Source organism: uncultured Eudoraea sp., assembly GCF_947260015.1.
In the GTDB taxonomy this organism is placed as follows: domain Bacteria; phylum Bacteroidota; class Bacteroidia; order Flavobacteriales; family Flavobacteriaceae; genus Eudoraea.
In genome coordinates, this window is record NZ_CAMYOM010000020.1 from 36,626 (window position 1) to 56,553 (window position 19,928).

Below are 19,928 nucleotides of genomic sequence, written 5' to 3' on the forward strand. Positions count from 1 at the left end.
AAAAGATTTGGCAATGACAAACCAGACATTCGTTTTGGAATGGAATTTGGCGAATTAAACGACGTAGCCAAGCACAAAGATTTTAATGTGTTTAATTCCTCTGAGTTGGTTGTTGGAATTGCCGTACCCGGTGCCGCATCCTATACGAGAAAAGAAATAGACAAACTCATAGATTGGATGCGCAGGCCACAGGTAGGCGCTAAAGGAATGGTATATGTAAAATGTAATGAGGATGGTAGTTATAAATCGTCTGTTGACAAGTTCTATGGGCAGGAAGACCTATCCAAATGGGCCCAAATCACAGGGGCAAAAGCAGGGGATCTTATATGTATTCTTTCAGGAAACAAGACAGAAGCCAGAACTCAGTTAAGTATTTTGCGAATGGAAATGGCAGAACGTCTGGGGCTTAGAAATCCAAAAGAATTTGCTCCATTGTGGGTTATCGATTTTCCATTATTGGAATTAGATGATGAAACAGGTAACTACCATGCTATGCATCACCCATTTACTTCTCCTAAACCCGGACAGCTAGAATTGTTAGAATCAGATCCAGCTGCGGTAAGAGCCAATGCATATGATTTGGTATTAAATGGAAATGAAATTGGAGGTGGATCAATCAGAATACACGACAAAGAAATCCAGGCAACCATGTTCAGGCATCTTGGGTTTACAGAGGAAGAGGCAAAGGCACAGTTTGGTTTTTTAATGGATGCTTTTCAATATGGCGCTCCTCCACATGGGGGAATTGCATTTGGTCTTGACAGGCTTGTGGCCATTCTTGGAGGACAGGAAACTATAAGAGATTTTATTGCATTTCCAAAAAATAATAGTGGAAGGGATGTCATGATTGATGCGCCTGCCTTTATTGATGATGCACAATTAAAGGAACTTAATTTAAAATTGGATATTCAAACTTAACATCAATCCCGTCTAAAGGCGGCATTTTTTAATACCTTTAAACGTATAGTCAAGTAATGCCCAGCCGAATAACAACCTTATTTACCAGGTTTCTTAAATGGAGGTACAAAAACATCTCTAATAAGACCTTTACCCAGTTAATGAGCGTGGTGGTTGGGTTTTTAGCCGGGCTTGCCGCAGTTACACTTAAAAACACAACTTACTTTATAGAGTCTCTTTTAGAAAAGGGAATAGTCATTTCCAATTATCAACTATATTTTGTAACCCCAATTATAGGCCTTACACTGGTTTATCTTTATGTAAAATTTGTTCATAAGGCAAAATTGGAGCATGCTATTTCCTCCGTTCTTTTTGCTTTGTCAAAAAAGAAAGGAATAATAAGTGCTAAGAAAATACTTCTGCCTTTGATAACTGCCCCTTTAACGGTGGGTTTTGGAGGATCTGTTGGACTTTTAGGCCCTGCCGTAGCTTCAGGAGCGGCAATAAGTTCTAATGTAGCCAGAATATTACATATTAATGCCAAAACGCGATCTCTTCTTATTGCCTGTGCCTCGGCCGGAGCTATTGCCTCTATTTTCCAATCCCCAATAGCAGCCATTATTTTTGCGGTGGAGGTTTTTAGTCTTGATCTAACCATGATCTCCATGCTTCCCTTATTGTTAGCTTCCATTTCAGGGGTTCTTACTTCCTATTTCTTTCTTGGCGATGAATCTTTGTTTAGTTTTTCTATAACAGAAAAATTTGAAATAAAAGACACCTTCTTCTATATCCTTTTGGGTGTAGGTACGGCTATTGCATCTATTTATTTTACAAAGATGTATTTTGGGATACTTACCTTTTTTGAAAGATTCAAGAGTCCAAAATATAAACTTTTGGTTGGGGGGTTAGCCATTGGTATTATGCTCTATTTTATTCCTCCGCTTTATGGTGAAGGCTTTGGTTTTATTAATAATCTTTTGCATGGAGAACATATTGTTGCGTTGGGCAAAACACCTTTTGACAGCTACATCAATAATATCTGGGTAGTAATAGCCCTTCTTTTTGGAATTACAATTTTTAAAGCTGTTGCTATGACCACAACTTTTGCTGCCGGGGGTTCCGGGGGTATTTTTATTCCCACTATGGTCATGGGAAGCGCTTTAGGAAATGTTATGGCTAAAGTCATCAATAATTTGGGGTTTGGGCTTTATGTGAATGAAAGTAACTTTACCCTAATTGGTATGGCGGGGCTTATAGCCGGGGTACTACACGCACCTTTAACTGCTATCTTCTTAATTGCCGAAATAACTGGTGGCTACGAACTTTTTGTACCACTTATGATTACTTCCGCAATTTCCTTTCTTCTAACAAAAAATGCAATTGATTATACCATTTATACACGTGAATTGGCCAAACAAGGAGCCCTTATCACACACAATAAAGATCAAGCCGTACTTACTTTAATGCATCTTGATGAAATTATAGAACAGGATTTTAAGACCATTAGGCAGGAAATGACTCTTGGAGAATTGGTTTATAAGACTGTTGCAAAATCTACACGAAATATATTTCCGGTTATTGATGCCAATGATGCTCTTGTTGGTATAGTATTATTAGATGACATCCGGGAATTTATGTTTGACACAACTATCTATGACAAAATAAAGGTTGAATCCTTTATGCACAATGCCCCTGAACTTATATTTTATGAAACAGATTCAATGAAGAAAGTAATGCAAAAATTTCAGGATAGCAGTGCCTGGAACCTTCCGGTAATAAAAGATGACAAATATTGGGGTTTCATCTCTAAATCCAAGTTGCTAACTGCCTATAGAAGGAAGTTGATTAACTTTACACAGGAAGATGCCGGTTAAACTCAAACACATCGTATTATTAATTGTTCTAGCGTCACTGGGGTCAATAATTTATGGCTTTTCACTGGAAGAAGAACATTCTCAGGTAGCCAATAAATGCATTGGATTTGGTACTGTAGGGCTGTTTTTAATAGCTATGCCCCTATTTCTTATAAAGGAGAGTAAAAATAGAAAAGTAAAGGATTATATGCTTAATGAAGAAAATATTCGGAAAATGCAAGGTAAAGATCCTAAAAAATCTGAAAATCAATAATTTTGGTCGAATTTTATCTTTTCTTTAAAGGGGTCTGCCTAAAAAATCATACTTTAGTATCGTAATTTTTTTATTTTAATACTTATTTTAATGACAGGAACTGTAAAATTTTTCAATGAATCCAAGGGATACGGGTTCATTACCAACGACGACACCGGAAAGGACATCTTTGTTCATGCCACAGCATTGAACGGAGTGGAACTAAACGAAGGCGACAAAGTAGAATACGAAGAAGAAGAAGGAAGAAAGGGCATGGTTGCGGGACAAGTACAAGTAATCGGATAACGATATTTTATTTTGAATTTTTACAATCCCTGATGTCATATCAGGGATTTTTTTTGATCCTAATTTAAACCGCGTTTCTGTATAAAAAACTGTTTTAATATTTCTGAACACTCCTCTTCTAATATACCTCCTGAGATAATAGCTTTTGGATGCAATTGCCCTCCTAAAGCAGAAAAACCCCTTTGAGGATCATAAGCTCCAAACACAATCTTTGGAATTTGGCTCCAAAAAAGTGCGCCAGCACACATTTGACAAGGTTCCAGAGTTACATACAAGGTACAATTATGTAAATATTTTCCCCCCAAAAAGTTAGCAGCAGCTGTAATCGCCTGCATTTCTGCATGAGCCGTTACATCGTTAAGCTGCTCGGTTAAATTGTGTGCCCTGGCAATTATTCGATCCTGAACAACAATTATTGCTCCAATAGGAACTTCACCTTTCTCAAAAGCAGTTGCGGCCTCCTGCAATGCTCTTTTCATAAAATAAGTATCGTCAAATTTAAAATCAATAGACATAATACTGCAATATTAGGAATAGATGTGGTTATAACAAAAAATGAATTAATGTACATTTGTTACTTCCTATGAAACTACTGAATACTATTAATTATCCTTCTGATCTTCGCAAAATAAAAGCGAATGAATTACCTCTTCTTGCCAAGGAATTAAGGAATTTTATAATTGATATCGTAGCCGTAAAAGAAGGACATTTAGGTGCAAGCCTGGGTGTGGTGGAATTAACTTTGGCAATACATTACGTATTCAATACGCCTTTTGACAGATTAATCTGGGATGTTGGTCACCAGGCTTACGGCCATAAAATTATCACAGGACGTAAAGATGTCTTTCACACGAACAGGCAACTGGGTGGAATAAGTGGTTTTCCAAAAAGAGATGAAAGCAAGTATGATCCCTTTGGAACTGGTCACAGTTCCTCTTCAATTTCTGCGATCCTGGGGATGGCTCTTGCATCAAAATTAAAAGGAGATAATAAAAGACAACATATAGCAGTTATTGGTGATGCCTCTATTGCCAGTGGGATGGCTTTTGAAGGATTGAACCATACCGGTGTTACAAATACGAATGTTCTTATAATTCTCAATGATAATGCGATTGGCATTGATCCGAGTGTGGGGGCTCTTAAAAAATACCTGACTAATGTCAAAAAGGGTACGGCAAAAGATGAAAATATCTTTGAATGCCTAAATTTTGACTATACGGGCCCGGTTGACGGTCACGATGTTCTTCTTTTAATAAAAGAATTAAAAAGATTGAAAACTGTAAAAGGACCTAAATTACTCCACATTATTACCACTAAGGGGAAAGGTTTAAAAAAAGCAGAGGAAAATCAGGTTACCTATCATGCTCCGGGTAAATTCAATATTCAAACCGGTGATCTAATATCCACACAAGCTGAAGTTAAGCCCCCTAAATATCAGGACGTATTTGGCCAAACGCTTGTAGAACTGGCATTAAAAAATGATAAAATTATTGGCATTACACCCGCCATGCCTACCGGAAGTTCTTTAAAGTTTATGATGGAGCAGATTCCGGAAAGGGCTTTTGACGTTGGTATCGCGGAGCAACATGCTGTTACTATGGCGGCAGGAATGGCTGCTGAAGGATTATTGCCATTTTGTGCCATTTATTCTACCTTTTTACAAAGAGCGTACGACCAGGTAATTCATGATGTTGCTTTACAGAATCTTCCGGTAGCATTCTTTCTGGACAGAGCGGGATTAGTCGGGCAAGATGGTGCTACACATCACGGAGTTTATGATTTAGCCTATTTACGGTGTATCCCAAATCTCATTATCTTTTCACCCTTAAACGAGGCAGAACTCCGCAATATCATGTATACAATTCAAGATGGCCTTTCAGGGCCAATTGCTATTCGCTACCCCAGAGGACGTGCTACCACCGCTAATTGGAAAGAACCTTTCCAAAAAATGGAAATTGGAGTCGCCGAAGAATTGACCCAAGGCAATAAAATTGCTGTACTATCTTTAGGTCACATCGGGAACACTGTTTCCCGGCTCATTATGGACCTGAATATGCCAGGAAAATTAGGTCATTACAATATGCGTTTTGCCAAGCCTTTGGATGAGAAAATGTTACACTTTATTTTTGAAACCTATGAGCAGATAATTACCGTAGAAGATGGTTGTAAAATTGGAGGCTTTGGAAGCGCGATCCTGGAATTTGCAAATTCTCTAAATAACCCTATCCCTATTTCAATATGCGGAATAGATGATGTTTTCATTGAACATGGAACAGTAGAACAATTACATGAAATGGCACATCTTGATGACCAATCCATTAAAAAACTTATCCTGGAGTTATTGAAATAATAGTATGACAAGAAGGTTATTTTTATTCGGATTGTTATTATTATACTGCTCTTATGCCTACCTGCAGGATACTATTCCTTCAGGCATAGCAATAGATACTACGAAAATTGATACCATTGTCATCCGGGCTACCCAATACAAAATTAAAGCGGTACCCAGAGGAGTGCGTTTTATTAATCCGGTTGTTTCATTCGAAGATACTGGGGTACTTACCAAACCATACAAACCATTTAAAATTCCTTCTTTTTGGGTAAAGGAAAATAAAGTGGGATTAAATATAAGTGAGGTAGCCTTTGTTAATTGGAATGCAGGGGGTGAAAATGCGATTTCTGCCATAGGAAACTCGAAATTTATGAGAAATTATAAATTTAGATACATTAAATGGAATAACGAGCTAATCCTTAGATACGGCATTAATGTACAGGAAGGAAGGGAGGCAAGAAAAACAGAGGACGTAATTAGACTAACCTCTTCTTTTGGTTATCGCCAGGATACATTAAATAAATGGTATTATTCTATTAATACCAAATTTAATACGCAATTTACAGATGGTTTTAACTATCCGAACACAGACAACCCTATCTCCAGATTTATGGCTCCGGGATATTTATTTTTTGGTGGGGGTCCTTCCTTTGTGGCTGACGGCAATAATTTCAGCCTCTACCTATCTCCTACTACTGTAAAAGCAACTTTTGTTCTTGATCAAAGGCTTGCAAACCAAGGCGCTTTTGGGGTAAGGAGAGCCATATTTGATGAGGATGGAAATCTGGTGACTAAAGGGTCAACAAAATTTGTTGAATTCGGGATATTAGTAACAAATACCTGGGAGAAAGAAATTGCAACTAACATAATTATGAATCATCGTCTAAGTCTTTTTACAGATTATATTAGGCGTTTTGGGAATATAGATGTAGACTGGGAATTGAATTTTACATTTAAGGTGAACAACCTATTTGAGGCCAATTTAGGTACCCAGGTTATTTATGATGATGATATCCGTTTTGACCAGGTAATCGCTGACAATGGAAATGTAATTGACCCCGGAGTTCCTAAAATCCAATTCAGACAGGTTTTGGCAATTGGCTTAGCGTATAATTTTTAAAGTTGCTTCCCGCTTATTTTGTTATGTATATGAACAGCTGCACTGTCTGATAGACTAGCTACAAAACAACAGGAATTTAACAAAACTGTATAAATTGAGCCTTCCGTCATTCTGTAAGCATCTGGCAGGGTTTCTATTAACAGTTTATCATAGTTTGTAGGTTTCCCTTCTTTTTGTCTGACCAGGGCTCCTGTATAGACCTCCAGAATATCAGAAATGATTTTGTAGCCGGCGATTTCTTTTTCTATAACTCCGGGTGAACGATATATTTTGTCAACGCTCAATTGAATAATGTCCTCAATCTGCGCCTTGTAATGACTGCGATCCAGAAGCGAGATCGAAAACTCACCAGCCAGGATAGCCTCTTCGTTTTCCAGAAAAACCGTAACCGCATCCTCTATTAGCGTATTAATTGCCAAAGCCCTTAAATAGCTCAGCCTATCGGCCATAATGGTTAATGAATTGTACTTTTTAGTATTTATAGTGTTTTTAACCAGTTTAATCAAATACTCCAAAGCGTATTCTTCTGAGATTAACCCCAGGTTTATTCCATCTTCAAAATCAATTATGGTATAGCAGATATCATCAGCAGCTTCAACCAAATACGTCAAAGGATGCCTGGAATATGCAATGTTTGCTCCTTCGCTTGTAAGGAGAAGTCCTAATTCCTCAGCAACTTCTTTAAAAAATTCCTTTTGTGATTGAAAAAAACCAAATTTTTTAGCTGCTATATGAGTTGTTGGCTTATTTGGAAGAGACTCCTTAGGATATTTCATAAAGGCACCCAACGTGGCATAGCTTAATCGGAGTCCTCCTGATACCCCTTCACGTGATTCCGTGAGTAATTTAAATCCATTGGCATTGCCTTCAAAATCAATGATATCCTGATACTCCTTTTGGGATAAAAGTGATTTGTATTTTTTACCTTCCCCATGTTTAAAGAATTCCCCAATGGCCTTTTCACCACTATGACCAAATGGTGGATTGCCAATATCATGCGCCAGCGCTGCAGCCGCTACAATGGCTCCAAAATCTCCAAATTTATACCCGTGGGTTTCCAACAAAAATGGATGTTTTTTTAATAGCTTTTCACCCGTAATTCTTCCCAGGCTTCGCCCAACAACAGAAACTTCCAGGCTATGGGTTAAACGGGTATGAACAAAATCTGTTTTTGAAAGTGGTATTACCTGTGTCTTGTCTTGCAGGCTCCTGAAAGCAGCAGAAAAGATTACTCTGTCATAATCCACTTCAAATCCCAGACGAGTCTCATTTTGCTCATTGCGTAGTCTTTTATGTGTATCTCCAAAACGCTTTAAAGAGAGGAGTTGTTCCCAGTTCATATGTCTTAAATTTCATTGGAAAGATACAGTTTTTTAAAGGTGAATAAATAAGCCTTTTTGAACTAATTATTGAACATGGAATTTATGTCTTAACATTTCCTTAATCTGCTAACCTTATAGTAACCTAAACAAAATAAAGGTTTAACCTAGAACTAACACGACTTTTACAACCCTTGGCGTTCTTTGCTGCTGAGAATGTAAATCAACTCGATGAAACAATTTTTTATTGCTCTGCTTACTCTTTTACTTTGCCAATTCATAGGTCATACACAGGAAGCCGGGAGTATAGTAGGTAAGCTTACAGATAAAGAAGTAAATAATGAGCCTCTTGCGTTTGCCAATGTTCTTATAAAAAATACAACTATAGGAACCACTTCTGACTTCGATGGCTTGTATGAAATTACCGGGGTTACGCCTGGGGAGTATACTTTAGTATTTAGTTTTTTAGGTTATGAAACGCTTGAAATTCCTAATGTGGTGGTCGAGAGCGGTAAAGTTACTCAAATTAATACAGCACTTGGAGCCGGAAGCGTTTCACTGGAAGAAGTCGTAATAACTGTTTCAACGAGTAAGGATTCAGAAATAGCATTGTTGCTTGAACAAAAAAAGGCACTTGTTATTCAGGAGGCTATTAGTGCGGAAGCCCTTAAGCTTAAGGGAATTGACAATGCTGCCGCTGCGGTTGCTCAAATTTCGGGAATCTCAAAGCAACAGGGTTCAAGCAATGTTTACGTAAGAGGTTTGGGCGACAGATACCAAAACACCACTATGAACGGACTTTCATTGCCTTCTAATGACGTTAATAAAAAGAATATTGACCTTGATATTTTCGCCTCCGGTATTATAGAAAACTTCTACATTTTATGGGGATTTTGCCGCCGGGAACGTCAATATCGATTCTAAGGATTACACAGGAAATGGGTATTTGGAGGTTTCGCTCGGTAGTGGATTAAATTCAAACGCAGCCGGTGAAAATTGGGTTCGAAGTGAGGGCCCGAGCAATTTCGGATTCTACAATCGGTATAGTAAAGATCCATTTAACAGAGTTTTGGCGTTTGGTGTAGATCCGCAAGATGCCTGGAGCCCGGTAAACATTTCCGGAGCAATTGAAGGTGGTTATTCTTTTTCTTTTGGAAAAGAATCCCGCCTAAGCTTTTTTGGGGCAGCATCCTTTAACAATGGCTATGAACTATTGGAAGGTCCTGCGCGTGATTATACCAATGTTCTTAAAACGGACTTCCCTAACGTCCGTGAATATGCCTATAGTACAACAACAACTGCTTTAGCCAACATAGGCTATCGAATTAATACTAATAATTTGGTGAAATTCAGCTCATTATTTATAAATAATTCGACTGATGCAGTGGGTTATTTTGGAATTAACGGTCTTGGAACAAACAGGGACGCCATATTAAATACAGATGAGGGGTTTTATGTAATGAACGTACAGTTTAACCAGGACATGATTTTTGTAAATCAACTTACCGGGATTCACAATTTTGATGATAAAATTTCGCTGGGTTGGGGAATAGGATATAATACGGTGTTTTCTGATGAACCCGATAGAAAACGAATTACACTCGAAAATTATCAATTTGCTTTAGATGGTGATACAAATACGAATCCCGTTTTTTATACAAATATACCTTTTGATAATCAGAGGTTCTTCCAAAGTATTGAAGACGATGAACTGAATAGTTATATAAATTTAGGTTATGAGTTATCTGATAAGGTAAAATTAAATTTTGGGTATAACGGCAGAACAAAAGAACGAAGGTTCAGTAGCATCAGATATGGATATGAGATACTTGATCGGGACAATACCCCTGTTACTGATGTCAACAATTTCAACGCTATTTTTGATGTTTCAAATATCAATATTCCGGAAGGAAGTGGATTGTATGACCTTATTGTCCTTAATCCAATTTCAGATGAAATAGGAAATAAGAACAGACCAGGGTTACCGGAAAATACCTATACCGGTAATCTTGATATTCACGGAGTATACGCCTCGGCAGAATTAAGCCTTGGAGAGAAATGGTCTTTGGTTCCCGGTTTTAGAGTAGAATCTTTTACTCAAAAGGTAGAATATGATGTAATAAACATAAGGCCAGATGATCCGGGTTTTCGTGAAGTTTACGAAAATATCTATTTACCCAGTCTGAATGTCCGCTATGCAGTAAATGATGATTCTAATTTGCGATTTGCTTTTAGTAAAACAGCCTCATTTCCGGAATTTAAAGAAGTTGCTCCCTTTGTATATGAAGCCGTTACTATAAGATATGGTGGAAATCCCGACCTTTTAGGTGGCTTAAATGGTACAGGAGCTACTTATTCTGATGTATACAATTTAGATTTAAAATACGAATGGTTTTTGGAGCGGGGTGAAATAATATCCTTAGCTGCTTTTTCAAAAACCATTAAAAATCCGGTTAACCGCGTTGTGGCAGCAGATGCTACAGGCACGCAACGTTATTTCAGAACGGGAGATCAGGCAGACATATACGGTGTAGAACTTGAAGTACGGAAGAACCTTTTAACTAATTCCGATGATATCCCTGTCCTGTCTGTAGGTCTTAATGCCGCTTATACGAATACAAAGCAAGATTTAAAAGACATCCCTGCGGGTGAGGATAATACCTTTGGAACCTCTTTTGACAGGGATTCGGATAATTTAGAAGGAGCATCTCCTATTATAGTCAATACCGATCTTAATTACAGCCCGGTGTTTGGCAATTACAAACCTAAAGCCACTGTATCATTTTCATATTTTTCGGATCGGATATTTTCCCTGGGTGCAGGAAGTTTGGGTAATATAGTAGAAAAAGCAGTTCCAACGCTAAACTTCATTTGGAGAAATGAAATAGGTGAGCACTTTGAAGCCAATGCATCTGTTATGAACATTCTGAACCCGGATATTTCCTTTGTAAGGGAAAATACAGGGGTAGGAGATGTTACTATAAGAGAATATAAGCTCGGGGTTAACTTTGGGCTAACCCTCAAATATAAATTTTAATTCTATTTAATTCTTAAAACAATGAAAAACAAGTTTTTATCTTTAGGTATGGCCATAGCACTGTTATTTGCATGTGAGAAGGACAATACCCCGGATATTGTTATAAATGATAACAGTGTCACTAACATCACAGAAGGAGGTGGCGAACCACCCGCAGAAACCACAGTTAATTTGAGCGGTGTCTATACAGAAGATCTTGTATTGGATTCCGAAATTGACTATGTCATAACCGGACCGGTTTTAATGGCCGATGGAACTACTTTGACCATCCCCGCCGGTCTGACTATTAAGGCCCAGCCAGTTGGCGTAAATGCTTATATAGCTATACAACAAGGGGCTCAAATAAATGCTTTAGGGACAGCCAGTAATCCAATTATAATGACCTCAAATGCAAATAGCCCTTCTTCCGGAGATTGGGGTGGTCTGGTCATTTGCGGGAAGGCACCCATAAATTCAACCCCTGATGGTTCGGAAGATACCGCAACTTCAGAAGTTGGAGGATTATCTTACGGTGGAAATACGCCGGCAGACAATTCGGGTAACATTCAATATGTAAGAATTGAATATGCCGGTGGAGCCGTTGATGGAAATGCTGAATTAAACGGTTTGTCTTTATATGCTGTTGGCAGTGGTACAACAATTGATTATGTTGAGGTTTTTGAAGGATCTGATGATGGTATAGAATTTTTTGGTGGAACCGTAAATGCAAGTCATATTGTAATTGTAAATGCAGAGGATGATTCTATGGATTGGACTGAAGGCTATACAGGAACACTAACAGACGTGTATGTGCAGCACGGGGTATCACATGATAAAGCTTTTGAATGTGATGGATACAATACCGATTTTAGTAACGAAGCAGGGTATTACTCTGCTCCAAATGTGACTAATTTAACTGTTGTTGGTGCTAATGATGCCAGTGAGGCAATACGACTTAGGGCTGGTACTCAGGGAATATTCACCAATGTAGTTCTTAATGATTTTGACGAAGGCTTTGATTGTGACGGAGATACTGGAGATAATCCTACCGGTCAGGGTGTACTGGATGGAAATCTCGGTGTTATCGATGTTACTTTTAACAATGTAACTACCAAACTAAAGAATGATACCGGATATACGTTCACAGAGGCCGATTTTATTTCAGGTGATGGTAATGGAACAGGTACAGATGTTTCTGCCTGGGGTACAGGTTGGACTATTGGTGTTAACTAATCAAAAAAATAAACACTTTTATATAAAGCCCGGTATTACCGGGCTTTTTTTGTAGCACCCACACTTTGTATCTTTAAATTGGGGCTTGTGCTTACAATACTTTTTTAGGAAAAGGGAATAGGTCAGGGCCATTCTTTTCAAGTAAGATATTCCACCATTGATCCTTTTTTCCCAATGACCATATTTTGCTCCGCTTTTTGATAACCTTTTTGTTACCTAACTTTAATATAAGGGTAACCTTAGATTTACATCGACTTCATTCCTTTGCGTTACAAACAAGGCCATCGATGAAAAATTTAGCTTTAATATTTTCGCTATTCATTACAACACTGATGTTTTCTCAACAACAGGGAACTGTTGCTGGAACTATTTTGGACAAAGAACTGAATAATGAACCCTTATTATTCGCTAACATAAATATCAAAAATACGCCAACTACCGTTCAGACTAATTTTCACGGAAATTTTGAAATTCATGATATTAATCCTGGGAACTACACTTTGGTAGTGAGTTATTTGGGATATGAGACTATAGAAGTACCCATCATTATTGAGGAAAATAAAACTACTCAGATAATTAATGGTCTCGAAACTAAAAAAATAAATCTTCAGGATATTGCTCGTTTGCAAAGAGTATCAGAAGAACCCGCATACATTACTGCGAATTCTGAACAAAGTTCGCGTAAGTAACAAATATTTTTGATATTAAAATAAAACATCCCGCTTTATGCGGGATGTGATTAGCTATTTATGTAGATAAACTATTAGTTTTTGTCTGCTAAACGAGTTGTATTTTTTATTCCGTTAATACTGGCAATTTGATTTTTACTGTATTCCACTTCTTTCATGGTATTATTGGACCAAAAAAGCCACTTGCCGGACTTATCGCCATTTTCATAACTACCCTGAGACATTTTATTCCCTAAAGCATCATAACTAATCCACTCACCATGCAATTCGCCTTTTAAATTAAAAGTCCCTTCCTGGCTTATTATACCATTATCATGATAGTCTGTAACTTCTATTAGGTTAGTTTCATCATTAAATTTCTGCACTTTCTTATCCTGTCCATAGACCAATACTGTAACAAAGGCCATCACCATAAATAAAACTGCTTTCTTCATTTTTACATTTTTTTTGTAATTCTTAATTAGCATAAAGATAAATATTTTTAACCTTAAATCAACTTTTGCATAACGTTAATTTTACATTAAAAACGTTAATTATTGATTTATAGTATTTTACGCCGTGTCCTCTATGGAGGATATTAATGATAATTTAATCTTCACGTTACATATACATCATAACTTTTTTTGAGATTTGCTTTAGTGTTTAAACACTATAATTAGCAATTTCATATTGAATATTAGTTTTTGTCGACTATCATTTATGAATTGTAATGACTGCCTTTGGCCAAGGCAGTTTTTTTGTTTTATAACTTAATATTGCGTTAACGTTATGTTAACAACTATTTTGGTTATTTGTACCCGACAAAAACTAATACGCAATGAGATCAAAATTACTTTCCCTTACATTTATTGTATTCCTATTTTTTACAGCTGTTTCACAAGAAGTTAAAGCACCCATCTTTGGTAAGGGTATATTGAATTTTGTCGGTAAGGATAGCACCTGGAGTATGAAATTTGGCGCACGTATGCAATTTCTAGGATCAGCTGATTGGGAAAAAGGACCGGAAGGTGGTTGGATAAATCCTGCATCTAATATGTTGATTCGAAGAGCACGATTAAAATTTGATGGTTTTGCTTTTTCTCCAAAGTTGAAATATAAAATTGAATTGGGCTTGTCTAACAGGGATATGGCCGGACAATCAGAGTTTACCAGAAATGCGCCGCGAATGATATTGGATGCCGTAATAAAATGGAATTTTGCTGGAAATTTTGTATTGTGGGCAGGACAGACAAAATTACCTGGCAATATTGAGCGGGTCATCTCATCAGGAAATTTGCAATTGGTTGATCGATCATTATTGAATGCCGCCTATAATATAGATCGCGATATCGGCTTACAATTAAGACATCATTTTAATCTTTCAGATAAATTCCTGGTAAGAGAGAAGTTTGCATTTTCACAAGGCGAGGGCAGAAACGTGGTTCTTGGAAACCTGGGAGGCCATCAATATACCGGGCGATTGGAATTATTACCTTTTGGGAAATTTAAAAATAAAGGTGATTACTCCGGCAGTGATCTCGAAAGGGAAGAAAAGCCCAAATTAATGCTGTCAGCCACTTATGATATTAATTCCAATGCGGTAAGAACCCGAAGTAACCTGGGTAATTTTATGTACAATGATGTAGATCTTTATGAAACAACTATAAATACACTTTTTATAGATGCCATGTTCAAATACAGAGGTTTTTCCTTTATGGGGGAATATGCAAATAGGACTGCTAAAGACCCAATAGCTAAAAATTCTGATGGCACCGAGACAGGAGATGTTGTTAATGTAGGCAATGGCTTAAACCTTGCAACTGGATATGTATTTAAGAGTAATTGGGCATTGGCCTTTAGGTTTTCTGATATAAACCCCGATCTGGAAATTACGGGTAACAACAAATCAGATCAATATACCTTTGGTGTTTCTAAATTTATTGTAGGCCATAAATTAAAAGTACAAACGGATATCAGTTTTTTAGATGTTCTGGGTGAAACAGACGTTTTACTATACAGATTGCAAGTGGATCTGCATTTTTAGTACAAATAATAACCTTAAGATAACACACAAAAAATGCATACTTTAGATATTTACGAATTAATCCTTCAAGAAAATTATGGATAATATTTACTTAATAATGATCATTGCTCTGGCCGCTTTGGCAGTTGCGGATTTAGTAGTTGGGGTAAGCAATGATGCGGTAAATTTTTTAAATTCCGCAATCGGGTCTAAGGCAATATCATTCAGGACAATAATGATTGTGGCAAGTTTGGGCATTGCCTGTGGGGCAATATTTTCAAGTGGGATGATGGAAGTAGCAAGAAAGGGAATATTTAATCCTGGAGAGTTCTACTTCAATGAGATTATGTTCATTTTTATGGCCGTAATGATAACCGATATCCTGTTATTGGATTTCTTTAATACCCTGGGGATGCCTACCTCAACTACGGTTTCTATTGTATTTGAATTGTTAGGTGCTGCGGTAGCCATGTCGCTAATAAAAATCGCTGCAGACGGCGGAAGTTTTTCTGAAATCGTAAATTACATTAATACGTCTAAAGCCTTTCAGATAATTATGGGGATATTACTGTCTGTGGTGGTAGCTTTTTCCATAGGAGCTATTGTTCAATGGATTTCCCGAATTTTATTATCATTTGATTTTGAAAAAAAATCCAAGTGGGTAGGCGCAATTTTTGGTGGTGTAGCATTATCCGCAATCACTTATTTTATATTCATGAAAGGCATTAAAGGAACACCTTATGCCGGTGAGAGTTATGATTTAATTGGAGGCGTAAAAATTAGTGCCTTCCTGGAAGATCAGGTGTTACCTATTATTCTGTTGAGTTTTGTATTCTGGTCTTTATTTTCATATATATTGATAAATCTTACCAAAACCAATATTTATAAATTAATTATTGGTGTTGGGACATTCGCATTGGCACTGGCCTTTGCAGGTAATGATCTTGTTAACTTTATAGGCGTGCCAATTGCAGCATATCAGTCTTATGAAGCATGGACAGTTTCAGGAGTAGCAGCTACAGAATTTAGTATGGAAGTATTAGCCTCAAAAGTTCCTACACCTACAGTATTACTGTTCATTTCAGGATTGATAATGGTAGTTACATTATGGTTTTCAAAAAAAGCGCGCTATGTGGCGGATACGGAGATTAATCTGGCAAGAGAGGGAGAAGCAAAAGAACGGTTTAGGCCAAATAACTTATCGAGAGGTTTAGTCAGGTTTTCCATTTTGGCATCCAAATATACCGAAACCGTATTACCAAATTCCCTGCTTGAAAGAATTAACAGGCAATTTAAAAAACGTACTCTTGCCCTTTCAAAAGGAAAAGTACATGAATATGCGGCTTTTGATATGGTTAGAGCTGCTGTAAATCTTACGGTGGCCGGTATACTGATCTCAATTGCAACCTCTTATAAATTGCCTTTATCAACAACCTATGTCACGTTTATGGTAGCCATGGGAACTTCACTTGCAGATCGTGCATGGGGAAGCGAGAGTGCAGTGTATAGAGTGGCAGGTGTATTAAATGTGATTGGAGGTTGGTTTGCAACAGCAATTATTGCGTTTATAGCTGCAGGTACAATTCTAGCGATTATAAGTTTCGGTAAAGGTGCAGCTATTGCAGTATTACTGTTTGTTGCCATATTATTGCTGGCAAGAAATTACATTTCCTATAAAAGAAAAGCCACGGCAATACGCGTCGAGGATATGTTGATAAGATCGGAAAGTAGTTCCGTACTGGGTGTAATAGAAGAAAGTGTTCATAATATTTCTAAGGTGCTTAAAAGGAGTAGTAAGCTCTATAGAAATAGTATAGATGGTTTGGCGAGGCAAAACCTGGATACACTTAAAAAGAATAAGAATAATGTTGTTAAATTATCGGATGAAATAGATGATCTACGAGACAATTTATTTTACTTTATTAAAAATCTTGATGATAGTAGTATTGAGGCAAGTAATTTTTATATAAATATTTTGGGCTATTTAACAGATATTGTACAATCTCTTGAATACATTACAAAAATCACCCATAAGCACGTAAACAATAACCACAAAAAATTAAAGTACAATCAGGTTAAAGAACTCAGCGAAATAAATCAAGAACTGGAATCGCTTCTTACCCGTTCCAAAAAGGCATTTGATAATCGTTCTTTTGAAGAAATAGGAGAGATAATACAACAGAAGGAAGAATTATATAAACTTGTTTCTCTTAAAGTTGAAAAACAAGTTCAGAGAACCCGTTCGGAAGAATCCAGTCCAAAAAACACGACCTTATATTTTTCTCTTCTGTTAGAAACTAAGGATTTGATGACGGCGACTATTAATCTGCTCGAATTATATTATGACATGCACGATCGCAGTATTTAGCTTATAAGAATAGATTATTATACGTTTTAATATAAATAAAGTTCGCACCTAAAAAAGTATTCCCATGGAATCTTATTTAGGTGCTTTTATTTTGACAGGACCATAGTATCGTCCTCTTTTTTCTCTTTATCTGCTATTTCAGCATAAGAAGTATCAGATTGTCCATAGAGTATTTCAGCGACTTTGATAAGTTCTTTTATTAGATTGTTCAGGTTATCAGTATCATTCACAAGAGAAGAAGCCATATCTGTGGTTATTAAGTCTTTTCTGATTAACCTGTCAATTTCCAGATTGCTCTTATGTATATTTTCTTTCGCTTGTTGCCTTAGCTCCAGCAGCTTTTGATGATATTTCTCTTTTTCTTTTTCAGTTCTGAATAAATAGATAACCCGCAATACTTTAACAACTTTTTGACGAAACGTATTATAAACCTTTTTAATATGTTTATTTTCCGAAGCTAAATATCTCGAAACACTATTTCCCAATTCAAGCACATCGCGAATTATTTCAACCATTTTCCTATTAGCCACTTTAAGTTCCATAATTTGATTGTTTTGTGCATCAGTTAATTTCAGGTTACTTTGGGCTTGTACAGCAAACTTTATTATTTCTCCATAAATAGTTTTTACTTTTCTCAAATACAATTCCCGTACGTCCGTTTTAAAATCTTTCGTAGATTTTTTGACAACAGTTTTTGGTTTAATATCTGATATTATATCTTCCCGGTGAATATTTAAAGCATGTGCCACAATTTCAAAAATTGCATTTTTATATAAATATTTAGTTTCCTTTTTAAGGGAGGCAATTGCGGTCTCAGGATATTTCAACATTTTCTTGTCTAAATATTTTGGTTCTTCAATGGCTTTTTTCGGATCAAGTTTCTCAGGAACCATTTTTTCTACCAATCGGGCAATGGGTTTAATAAACCAAACCAATAAAAATGTATTCAGAACATTGAATACCGTGTGGAATAAGGAAATAGCAACAGGTATAGCTGCGGCACTCACAAAAGGAGACGCTGACCCTAATTTCTGTACCGCCCAATTTATCATCTGTAAAAATGGATAGAACACAACCAGCATCCAGATTACACCCAAAACATTAAAAATAAAATGGGCCCTTGCCGTTCTTTTTGCCTGGAAATTGCCAACAATTGCCGCAATATTTGCCGTTATGGTCGTGCCAATATTCTCACCTAAAACCATGGCGGCGGCCAATTCAAATGGGATCCAGCCCTGGGCTGTCATTATCAGTGTTAAAGCCATGGTAGCACTGGAAGATTGGATGATCAGGGTAAGTATGGTACCAATAATCAAAAAAAGAAGTACCGACCAAAATCCTGCATTCGTGTACCTTGAAAGAAATTCCAGGATTTGGGGGTTCTCATTAATATCAGGCATTGCATCCTTTAAAAATTGTAACCCTATAAACAGAATTGCAAATCCTATGATAAACTCACCCCAGTTTTTTGTATTGTCCTTCTTTGAAAACGTAAACAAAAACCCAAAGCCTACTAAAGGGAGTGCTATAGAACTCATGCTTACCTTAAAACCCAGGAGTGTAATTAACCATGCCGTAATGGTAGTACCTATATTGGCCCCCATGATTACACTTATGGCCTCCGGCAAAGTTAGCAAAGAAGCATTTGAAAAACTTACTACCATAAGCGTAGTGGCGGAGGAAGATTGTATTACAGACGTAATGAGAAAACCGGTTATTATACCTAAAAACCTGTTAGAAGTCATGGTTGCAAGAATAGACCGCATTTTATTTCCAGCCAGCCTTAGCAAGGCATCACTCATTACTTTCATCCCAAAGAGAAATAACCCCAGGGAGCCAATCAATTCTAAAATATCGGTAAATCCGTAATTCATCTATCTGTCACAAGTATAATATTTAAATTTAAGTAAACAAATTGTTAATTCTAAGTAAATTTAAGATTTTGTATTTCTTTATAATACCGATAATAAACAAATCATTAAAAAGCTTTCTTACTTTTATTTTTCACTTTAAGTACGAGTATCATTTTCAGGCAGGACCTTACTGCTCCTCAACAGCTGAACAAAGCAATAAGTTAAAAGAGATAACAGTTGAACTACCTCAACAATATATTAAGTAAGTTGCTAAAAAAGACAACATAATTACAGAGCAATTAATGGACAAGGTAATTGCAAACCGTTGATTAATGGTTCTAAAATCATATCTGTGGACCACACTATAGAACACAGATTAGGTTGTGAACTCGCCCAAACCATGAAAAACTATTATATCTATTTATATTGGCTGCCTATAAAGAGTCTGAGGGAAAAGATAGCTGGTACTCTTATTATGATCTTTAAACCTTAGCCCTCCAGGTTTATCAGTTTTACTACAATAAAGAATAAAATGATGACGAATACTATTCTAACCGGCCAGGAAAAAATTAACGGGATTAAAATCCCAAAAAAAGGGCGTAGCACTAAAATACAAATGATAAAAATTCGGGAACGGATACACTTACCAAAACATTTGTATTAACGGACTAAGTAGCATGCCCGATC

The 19,928-nt window shown here is 36.8% G+C and carries 16 protein-coding genes; 12 read left to right on the plus strand and 4 right to left on the minus strand.

Annotated features, from left to right (window positions below; genetic code table 11):
* The 4 genes from Q0X66_RS09850 to Q0X66_RS09865 form a co-directional block, all read left to right on the plus strand.
* Nucleotides 1–918, plus strand: a 918-nt coding sequence (locus tag Q0X66_RS09850) for an amino acid--tRNA ligase-related protein (RefSeq protein WP_297705837.1), incomplete at its 5' end; no start/stop codon positions are given.
* 56 nt (nucleotides 919–974) lie between these two features.
* The gene (locus tag Q0X66_RS09855) at nucleotides 975–2,771 is read left to right on the plus strand and encodes a chloride channel protein (protein WP_297705839.1); all 1,797 of its coding nucleotides are present in this window, start codon (nucleotides 975–977) and stop codon (nucleotides 2,769–2,771) included.
* Nucleotides 2,761–3,024, plus strand: coding sequence for a hypothetical protein (locus tag Q0X66_RS09860; RefSeq protein WP_297705841.1), 264 nt, complete (start codon nucleotides 2,761–2,763; stop codon nucleotides 3,022–3,024). The genes Q0X66_RS09855 and Q0X66_RS09860 overlap by 11 nt, the downstream gene beginning before the upstream one ends.
* 90 nt (nucleotides 3,025–3,114) lie before the next feature.
* On the plus strand, nucleotides 3,115–3,309 hold the full coding sequence (locus tag Q0X66_RS09865; RefSeq protein ID WP_297705843.1) for a cold-shock protein: 195 nt from the start codon (nucleotides 3,115–3,117) through the stop codon (nucleotides 3,307–3,309).
* Nucleotides 3,310–3,368: 59 nt separating this feature from the next.
* On the opposite strand, the gene Q0X66_RS09870 is transcribed toward Q0X66_RS09865, so the two are convergent.
* Nucleotides 3,369–3,818 (minus strand): nucleoside deaminase, encoded by a 450-nt coding sequence (locus Q0X66_RS09870; RefSeq protein WP_297705914.1) that lies wholly within the window; start codon nucleotides 3,816–3,818, stop codon nucleotides 3,369–3,371.
* 74 nt (nucleotides 3,819–3,892) lie between these two features.
* On the opposite strand from Q0X66_RS09870, the gene Q0X66_RS09875 reads away from it, so the two are divergent.
* Together Q0X66_RS09875 and Q0X66_RS09880 are read left to right on the plus strand one after the other, a co-directional pair.
* Nucleotides 3,893–5,659: a 1-deoxy-D-xylulose-5-phosphate synthase gene (locus Q0X66_RS09875; protein WP_297705846.1), complete on the plus strand. Its 1,767-nt coding sequence runs from the start codon at nucleotides 3,893–3,895 to the stop codon at nucleotides 5,657–5,659.
* A gap of 4 nt (nucleotides 5,660–5,663) precedes the next feature.
* Nucleotides 5,664–6,761 carry a DUF3078 domain-containing protein gene (locus Q0X66_RS09880; protein ID WP_297705848.1) on the plus strand — a complete coding sequence of 366 codons (1,098 nt, stop codon included), beginning with the start codon at nucleotides 5,664–5,666 and terminating at the stop codon, nucleotides 6,759–6,761.
* Here Q0X66_RS09880 and dgt read toward each other — a convergent pair.
* Nucleotides 6,758–8,101 carry a dGTP triphosphohydrolase gene (dgt, locus tag Q0X66_RS09885; RefSeq protein WP_297705850.1) on the minus strand — a complete coding sequence of 448 codons (1,344 nt, stop codon included), beginning with the start codon at nucleotides 8,099–8,101 and terminating at the stop codon, nucleotides 6,758–6,760. The genes Q0X66_RS09880 and dgt overlap by 4 nt on opposite strands.
* Nucleotides 8,102–8,311: 210 nt before the next feature.
* Between dgt and Q0X66_RS09890 the strand changes: the two genes are divergently transcribed.
* The 4 genes from Q0X66_RS09890 to Q0X66_RS09905 all read left to right on the plus strand — a co-directional run bounded on the left by Q0X66_RS09890 (nucleotide 8,312) and on the right by Q0X66_RS09905 (nucleotide 13,018).
* A complete protein-coding gene (locus tag Q0X66_RS09890; RefSeq protein ID WP_297705852.1) occupies nucleotides 8,312–9,004 on the plus strand; it encodes a carboxypeptidase-like regulatory domain-containing protein in 693 nt (230 codons plus the stop codon).
* 22 nt (nucleotides 9,005–9,026) lie between these two features.
* On the plus strand, nucleotides 9,027–11,117 hold the full coding sequence (locus Q0X66_RS09895) for a TonB-dependent receptor (protein ID WP_297705854.1): 2,091 nt from the start codon (nucleotides 9,027–9,029) through the stop codon (nucleotides 11,115–11,117).
* Between the two features lie 21 nt (nucleotides 11,118–11,138).
* Complete coding sequence (locus Q0X66_RS09900; RefSeq protein ID WP_297705856.1) at nucleotides 11,139–12,329, plus strand: multidrug transporter; 1,191 nt, start codon at nucleotides 11,139–11,141, stop codon at nucleotides 12,327–12,329.
* Nucleotides 12,330–12,616: 287 nt separating this feature from the next.
* Nucleotides 12,617–13,018, plus strand: a complete 402-nt coding sequence (locus Q0X66_RS09905; protein ID WP_297705858.1) for a carboxypeptidase-like regulatory domain-containing protein — start codon at nucleotides 12,617–12,619, stop codon at nucleotides 13,016–13,018.
* Nucleotides 13,019–13,092: 74 nt separating this feature from the next.
* On the opposite strand, the gene Q0X66_RS09910 is transcribed toward Q0X66_RS09905, so the two are convergent.
* Nucleotides 13,093–13,452 (minus strand): nicotinic acid mononucleotide adenyltransferase, encoded by a 360-nt coding sequence (locus Q0X66_RS09910; protein ID WP_297705860.1) that lies wholly within the window; start codon nucleotides 13,450–13,452, stop codon nucleotides 13,093–13,095.
* A 383-nt stretch (nucleotides 13,453–13,835) separates the two neighbouring features.
* On the opposite strand from Q0X66_RS09910, the gene Q0X66_RS09915 reads away from it, so the two are divergent.
* Nucleotides 13,836–15,041 carry a porin gene (locus Q0X66_RS09915; protein WP_297705862.1) on the plus strand — a complete coding sequence of 402 codons (1,206 nt, stop codon included), beginning with the start codon at nucleotides 13,836–13,838 and terminating at the stop codon, nucleotides 15,039–15,041.
* 76 nt (nucleotides 15,042–15,117) lie between these two features.
* Nucleotides 15,118–17,388 carry an inorganic phosphate transporter gene (locus Q0X66_RS09920; RefSeq protein WP_297705864.1) on the plus strand — a complete coding sequence of 757 codons (2,271 nt, stop codon included), beginning with the start codon at nucleotides 15,118–15,120 and terminating at the stop codon, nucleotides 17,386–17,388.
* A gap of 86 nt (nucleotides 17,389–17,474) precedes the next feature.
* On the opposite strand, the gene Q0X66_RS09925 is transcribed toward Q0X66_RS09920, so the two are convergent.
* Nucleotides 17,475–19,262: a Na/Pi cotransporter family protein gene (locus tag Q0X66_RS09925; protein ID WP_297705866.1), complete on the minus strand. Its 1,788-nt coding sequence runs from the start codon at nucleotides 19,260–19,262 to the stop codon at nucleotides 17,475–17,477.
* Nucleotides 19,263–19,928: the final 666 nt, after the last annotated feature.

What these genes read in the sequence shown, in the direction of transcription:
- Q0X66_RS09855 (WP_297705839.1), top strand. Translation starts at nt 975, where the DNA reads ATGCCCAGCCGAATAACAACCTTATTTACCAGGTTTCTTAAATGGAGG.
- Q0X66_RS09860 (WP_297705841.1), top strand. Translation starts at nt 2,761, where the DNA reads ATGCCGGTTAAACTCAAACACATCGTATTATTAATTGTTCTAGCGTCA.
- Q0X66_RS09865 (WP_297705843.1), top strand. Translation starts at nt 3,115, where the DNA reads ATGACAGGAACTGTAAAATTTTTCAATGAATCCAAGGGATACGGGTTC.
- Q0X66_RS09875 (WP_297705846.1), top strand. Translation starts at nt 3,893, where the DNA reads ATGAAACTACTGAATACTATTAATTATCCTTCTGATCTTCGCAAAATA.
- Q0X66_RS09880 (WP_297705848.1), top strand. Translation starts at nt 5,664, where the DNA reads ATGACAAGAAGGTTATTTTTATTCGGATTGTTATTATTATACTGCTCT.
- dgt (WP_297705850.1), bottom strand. Translation starts at nt 8,101, where the DNA reads ATGAACTGGGAACAACTCCTCTCTTTAAAGCGTTTTGGAGATACACAT.
- Q0X66_RS09890 (WP_297705852.1), top strand. Translation starts at nt 8,312, where the DNA reads ATGAAACAATTTTTTATTGCTCTGCTTACTCTTTTACTTTGCCAATTC.
- Q0X66_RS09900 (WP_297705856.1), top strand. Translation starts at nt 11,139, where the DNA reads ATGAAAAACAAGTTTTTATCTTTAGGTATGGCCATAGCACTGTTATTT.
- Q0X66_RS09905 (WP_297705858.1), top strand. Translation starts at nt 12,617, where the DNA reads ATGAAAAATTTAGCTTTAATATTTTCGCTATTCATTACAACACTGATG.
- Q0X66_RS09910 (WP_297705860.1), bottom strand. Translation starts at nt 13,452, where the DNA reads ATGAAGAAAGCAGTTTTATTTATGGTGATGGCCTTTGTTACAGTATTG.
- Q0X66_RS09915 (WP_297705862.1), top strand. Translation starts at nt 13,836, where the DNA reads ATGAGATCAAAATTACTTTCCCTTACATTTATTGTATTCCTATTTTTT.
- Q0X66_RS09920 (WP_297705864.1), top strand. Translation starts at nt 15,118, where the DNA reads ATGGATAATATTTACTTAATAATGATCATTGCTCTGGCCGCTTTGGCA.
- Q0X66_RS09925 (WP_297705866.1), bottom strand. Translation starts at nt 19,262, where the DNA reads ATGAATTACGGATTTACCGATATTTTAGAATTGATTGGCTCCCTGGGG.